Source organism: Prosthecobacter sp. (assembly GCF_044373815.1).
GTDB lineage: Bacteria > Verrucomicrobiota > Verrucomicrobiia > Verrucomicrobiales > Verrucomicrobiaceae > Prosthecobacter.
Map to the genome: position 1 here is coordinate 1 of NZ_JBIPNG010000427.1, position 5,770 is coordinate 5,770.

4 protein-coding genes, 1 tRNA gene and 1 pseudogene are annotated in these 5,770 nt (G+C 60.7%); 4 read left to right on the plus strand and 2 right to left on the minus strand.

All coding sequences use genetic code 11. The annotated features are described in order from the left end of the window. Nucleotides 1–673 (minus strand): annotated as a pseudogene (locus ACIREA_RS25060) (hypothetical protein); the annotation flags it as partial. Nucleotides 674–822: 149 nt separating this feature from the next. Here ACIREA_RS25060 and ACIREA_RS25065 point away from each other — a divergent pair. Further along, the gene (locus tag ACIREA_RS25065) at nucleotides 823–1,788 is read left to right on the plus strand and encodes a hypothetical protein (protein WP_397385063.1); all 966 of its coding nucleotides are present in this window, start codon (nucleotides 823–825) and stop codon (nucleotides 1,786–1,788) included. Between the two features lie 97 nt (nucleotides 1,789–1,885). Here ACIREA_RS25065 and ACIREA_RS25070 read toward each other — a convergent pair. Continuing rightward, nucleotides 1,886–1,962 (minus strand) — tRNA-Pro (locus ACIREA_RS25070). Nucleotides 1,963–2,138: 176 nt separating this feature from the next. On the opposite strand from ACIREA_RS25070, the gene ACIREA_RS25075 reads away from it, so the two are divergent. From ACIREA_RS25075 to ACIREA_RS25085, 3 genes are all read left to right on the plus strand, one after another. Continuing rightward, nucleotides 2,139–3,215 carry an ABC transporter ATP-binding protein gene (locus tag ACIREA_RS25075; RefSeq protein WP_397385064.1) on the plus strand — a complete coding sequence of 359 codons (1,077 nt, stop codon included), beginning with the start codon at nucleotides 2,139–2,141 and terminating at the stop codon, nucleotides 3,213–3,215. After that, nucleotides 3,212–4,909: an extracellular solute-binding protein gene (locus ACIREA_RS25080; protein ID WP_397385065.1), complete on the plus strand. Its 1,698-nt coding sequence runs from the start codon at nucleotides 3,212–3,214 to the stop codon at nucleotides 4,907–4,909. Before ACIREA_RS25075 ends, ACIREA_RS25080 begins: the two co-directional genes overlap by 4 nt. A 12-nt stretch (nucleotides 4,910–4,921) precedes the next feature. Then, nucleotides 4,922–5,770 (plus strand): ABC transporter permease (locus ACIREA_RS25085; protein WP_397385066.1); only part of this gene is annotated, 849 nt, incomplete at its 3' end.

Below are 5,770 nucleotides of genomic sequence, written 5' to 3' on the forward strand. Positions count from 1 at the left end.
CAATGCCTGCGGTCAGATTCGCCGCGCTGAAATCTCGGGTGGTGACAGCCGCGCCCGTCAGAGCGGCCGCGCCAGCAGTGTTCGTCACACCTGTGAGGTCGATCACGCTGATGGAGCCTGGGGCGTTGGTGGCACCGTTGAATTCGCCCTCATTAACCACAAACAGTTTCGTTCCGTCCGCAGAGAAACTGACGCTGTCAGGATGAAAGCCGACATCGAGCGTGGCCAGCACCCGGCTGCCACCGGAAAAGCCAGCAGTGTAGTCATACAGCACCACCTTGCCTGTGGTGGTGGTGTTCGCGGTGGGGATCAACGCCGCAGCTCCGAAGCCGCGGTTTTGAGTATCCGCCGCCACACTGCTCAGGCCGAGCATGTTGGCCGAATCTCCGCCAAAGGTGGTCTTCAAATCGATGAAGTCACGCTCGCTGAGCGCCCCGGCGCTAGAGAGGGTCATGATCTGCACACCGAAGACATCGTTCGAATTCGTCGTGTGATTCAGGCCTACTGTGCTCAGCACGGTGTTATCATGCGTGGTGTAGGACAGGATTTCAGATCCACCGGCGCGGGCGACATTGCCTTGCTGGTAGGTGTTTAGAAGTGTGAAAGCCTCTGCGTTCATCGCCATGAGGAGCGATGCAAGTGTGACTGCGAGTGTGTGTGTGGCGCGTTTCATATCAGGAGTTAAAGATGAAGGAACCAGCCGATTTCAACCAAACGACATGCTCTGTCGAAACGCGAAGAGTCACATTTTCGCCTTGTGGCAATTACGACACAATCACGCGTTTGAAGCACCTGTTTCTAGGCACAGGAATGAGTGATCCTATGGCCCGTCGCAGTCCTTACTCCAATCTTCCCCTTCAGCGCCGGCGCTCACGCCGCCCCATCATTGCCACCATCTTCGTGGCCCTGGCCGCGTTGTGCCTCGTCGTTCGCATGGTGAACAGCCGTATGCAGCCCACCCCTCAAGCTGCTAATGATGAGTTCCTCGCCAGTCTCAAAAAAGCAACTGTCACAGTGAAACAGGACAACCCAACAGAGAAAGTGGTCGCGGCGGCCCCTCAGACCCAAGCCGCCGGCACGCCCGGCGCAGAGGCCACTCAAGTAGTGAAAAAGCCAGCGGTCGCACTGCCACTGATACCGCAGGCCATGGCCGCCGACAAAGTACGCGAAGAGTTTGAAAAAGCCGCCACGGTGTTGCGCCAGTATTTCAAGTCTCCCTCTGACGATGCTCTGGCCACTCTGCTGCGTCATCCTGACCAGTCCATGCCGCGTCATCGCACTTGGTCACAGAAAAGCCGCATCATGCCCGCCGTGCCGCTGCGCATCGGCCCGCAATTTGGCACCGCGGGCAGCTTGCTGGTCACGCCGGTGAAAATGGCCGATGGCAGCAGCCGCCTTGCGGCTCTGGAAAAGACGGAAGCTGGCTACCGCCTCGACTGGGAGAGCTTCAGCGCGTGGGGAGAGTCACGCTTTGCCGATCTACCGCAGGTCAGCGCGGAAAAGCCGGCCCTGCTGCGCGTCACCGTCAAGCCCTCCACCGCCGTAGCGCCTGTGGCGGGCGCTTTCTCCTTCACACTCACCCACCCAGATGAGCGCTCCACTCTGGCCGCCTACGCGACCCCTGACTCACTTAGCATCTCACCCGCCGCCCGCATGCTTCGTGATGGTAGGGGCGGCATGTTCACCCTGCTCGCCACCATGAGCGCCACGGACACGAAGGTCGGCTGGGCAAACATCCACTCCATTGTCTCCACTGGCTGGGTCACGGAAATAGCGGAAAAGGAATGAAGCTGGCTGCCTCCACGAGGCTTGCCGTAGCCATCGTAAAACGTGCGGTAAATCTCCGCGCTACAAAGCGCCATTCATGGCTCTGAAACGTAAACCGTGGTCGGGCTGGCGAGATTCGAACTCACGACCTCTTGCACCCCATGCAAGCGTTCTACCAGGCTGAACTACAGCCCGACCTAGGTTTGACGTTCTCACCAATGGTGCCGTTTTGGGGTGGCTGCCGGTTGGCGAGAGGACGTGCATTTTGGACAGAGCTGCAGGCTTTGCAACTGCGATGTTGAGTTCTCGTGAGAATGTCTGCGAAGCTTGCCATTGTCCTGCCGCTCAAGTAGAACCTGAACTAATCCCGCATGGTCACGATCACAATTCAGGAACTCACCAAACGATTCAGCGGCAGTGTCGTGCTGAGCAGCGTGAACCTGCAGATCGAATCCGGGGAATTGTTCTTCCTTCTGGGCCCCAGCGGCTGCGGCAAGACCACCCTGCTCCGCCACATTGCCGGATTCTACACGCCGGATGCGGGCAAGATCTGGTTTGATGATGAAGACGTGACCCGCCTGCCCGCGCACAAACGCGGCACGGGCATGATGTTTCAAAGCTACGCCCTGTGGCCGCACCTGAATGTGGCTCAAAACGTGGCCTTCGGGCTGGAGGAGCGGAAGCGCCCGCGCCGGGAGATCGAACACCGCGTCTCGGAAGCACTGGAACAGGTGAAGCTGGACGGCCTCGGCTCCCGCAAGATCCAGCAGCTCTCTGGCGGTCAGCAGCAGCGCGTGGCATTGGCACGTGCGCTGGTCATCCGGCCCAAGTGCCTCCTGCTTGACGAACCTCTGTCCAACCTGGATGCCAAACTGCGCCTGGAGATGCGCACGGAGATCCGCCACATCGTCAAGCAGCACGGCCTCACCGCCATTTACGTGACGCATGACCGCGATGAAGCCCTGAGCATGGCCGACCGCATGGCCATCATGGACGCCGGCAAGCTGATCCAGGTGGGTGCGGCTCCTGAGATCTACCTCAATCCCGCGACCCGCATGGTGGCCGAGTTCATCGGCGAAACGAACTTCGTCGAAGGCCGCACCCTGCGCGAAAGCAGCCGGGCAGGATTCTACGATGTGGAAACTCCCTTCGGTGTCCTGCGCGGCCGCACCGACGCCATCTGGCAGCCCGCCAGCGGCCAGCCCGTGATGATGAGCGTGCGCCCCGAGGCGCTGACGTTTGGCAGCGTGCTCGATTCCCCGAATCGCTTCCCCGGCCGCATCATCGACACCACCTATCTGGGCGCGACCGTGCAGTACCTTATCCAAGTGACAGGCGGTCCGCTGATCAAGGTTTGCGAAACCAACCCGCAGGACCTTCGCCTGCCCGGCGAGGACGAAGTGCGTGTTATGGCCGCGATGGGTGATGTCGTGATTCTGCGCAAATGAACGAGCGCCTCACAACTCTGCTGGCACACCCACGTACCCAGGCCGTGCTCGCATGGGTCCGGCACTGGCGGAAGGAACTCACCGTCTTCTTCCTCATGCTGGCCACGCTGGCAGGTCCGTTTTTGCTGAAGCCCACGCAGAGCACCGCCCCCGCGCATTATGACCGGCGGCTGGTCATTATATCCCCGCACCATGACCGCATTCGCGAGGAGTTTGGGCATGCGTTTGCCAGGCACTGGAAAGAAACGAAAGGAGAAACGATCTTCATCGACTGGCGCGTGCCCGGCGGCACTTCGGAGATTGCCCTGCTGATCAAGTCCGAAGCCACAGCGGCGTTTCAATACTACTGGCAGTCGAAGTTGCATCAGACTTGGTCTCCCGCCGTGGCGCAGTCCTGCCTGAACCCCAAGGCCGCACCCGAGGATGCCGCACGCAAAGCCTACCTCGCCTCAAATATCGGCACCGGCATTGATGTGTTCTTTGGCGGCGGCGCTTATGATTTCGAGCAGCAAGCCAAGGCGGGCACGCTGGTCGCGGGTGATGGTGAAAAAACTGGCCTCAGCGGTCTCGCGAAAAAGCACCCCGAGTGGTTCAGCGATGCCGGCATTCCTGAGAAACTCAGCGGCGAGCCCTTCCGCGATCCGCAATTCCGCTGGTGCGGCACCTGCCTTTCCAGCAGCGGCATGGTCTTCAATCGCGATGTGCTGCGTCGCATCGGCATCGCCACCGATCCCGTGGCCTGGGACAACCTGGCCGATCCGCGCTACTACGGCCAGATCGCCCTGAGTGATCCCGGCAAAAGCGGCTCGGTGACCAAGGCGCTGGAGATGCTCATCCAGCAGCAGATGCAGATCGCATATGATCGACTCAAAGCAGTGCCGAAATCAAAGCTCGCCCCGGATCAACTCGAAGCCCAAGCCGTCGCGGAAGGCTGGAATGAAGGCCTGCGCTTGATCCTGCGCATCAGCGCCAACGCGCGTTACTTCACCGACTTCTCCACCAAGATCCCGCTCGAAGTCGCCAAGGGCGATGCCGCTGCGGGCATGTGCATCGACTTCTATGGACGCTCTGCAGAAGAGGACGTGCGCAAGGCCGATGGCACCTCACGCGTGGGCTTCATCGCACCGCTGGGCGGCACCTCGGTCAGTGTGGATCCCATCGGCCTGCTACGCGGCGCTCCTGAGCCGGAACTGGCCACCGCGTTCATCGAGTTCGTGCTTGGAGATCAGGGGCAGAAGCTGTGGAGCTACCGTGTCGGCGAACCCAACGGCCCGCTGCATCACGCTCTGCGCCGCCTGCCCGTGAGGCATGATTTCTACACACCGGACAACATCGCCCGCATGAGCGATGGGCGAGAGGCACCCTTTGAAAAAGCCCAGGCCTTCACCTACCACCCGGCGCGCACCGCCGCAGCCTTCAATGCCATCCGCTTCATCGTCCGCATCATCTGCGTGGATTCCCATAATGAACTCCATGCCGCATGGAAGACCATCATTGATCATGGCATGCCGGAGCGCGCCATCAAGGTGCTGGAAGACCTCACCCGTGTGAAATACGAAGCCGCCACCGGCAACATCGCCAAGATTCTCGCTGCCCGTGACAAGGTTCAGGAAACACGCCTCGCGCGTGAACTCGGAGACGCCTTTCGCAATCAATACATCAAGGCCGGTAGGATGGCGCAGAACGGCGAGTAACCCTTTCACCCCATGTCGAAAACCCTCTCACTGCTGATCTTCCTGGGCATGACCGCGTTCTTCGCGTGCTTCTTTGCCTACCCGATCTGGGCGGCGCTTGAGGCGGCGTTTCGGGGGCCGGATCATCAGTTCACGCTGGAGTATGTCTCCGAGGTGTTTCTCAATGAGCTTTACCGTGATGGGTTGTGGAATTCGTTCACCATCGCGGTGTGGACGACGCTGGGCTCCCTGTGCCTGGCCCTGCCGCTGGCGGTGTGCTACGTGCGCTTTGCCTTTCCGGGACGTGCGCTGATGAACTCTCTGGTGCTCATGCCCATGATCCTGCCGCCGTTTGTGGGGGCCATCGGTATCAAGACGATGCTTGGTCAGGCGGGCGCGCTGAACAGCCTGCTCATCAATCTCGGTCTCATGGACGCCCTGCATCCGACGGACTGGCTCGGGCAGCACCGCATGCTGGGCATCATCGTCATGGAGGTGCTGCACCTGTATCCCATCATCTATCTCAATGCGGCGGCGGCGCTTTCAAACCTCGATCCCGCTCTCGAAGAAGCCGCGGCAAACATGGGCTGCAACGCCTGGAGCCGATTCTGGCGCGTGACGCTGCCGCTCATCATGCCCGGTGTCTTCGCGGGTGGCACCATCGTGTTCGTGTGGTCCTTCACCGAGATGGGCGTGCCTCTGCTGTTTGACTACGATCGCGTCACAGCCGTGCAGATTTTCCGCAGCATCAATGACCTCAGCGGGAACCCCTTCCCCTACGCCTTGGTCGCAGTGATGCTGGTCTTCAGCACGCTGTTTTACCTGACGGGCAAGCTCTTCTTTGGCAGCGCGAATTCGGGTGGCGGCGGCCGTGCCACCACG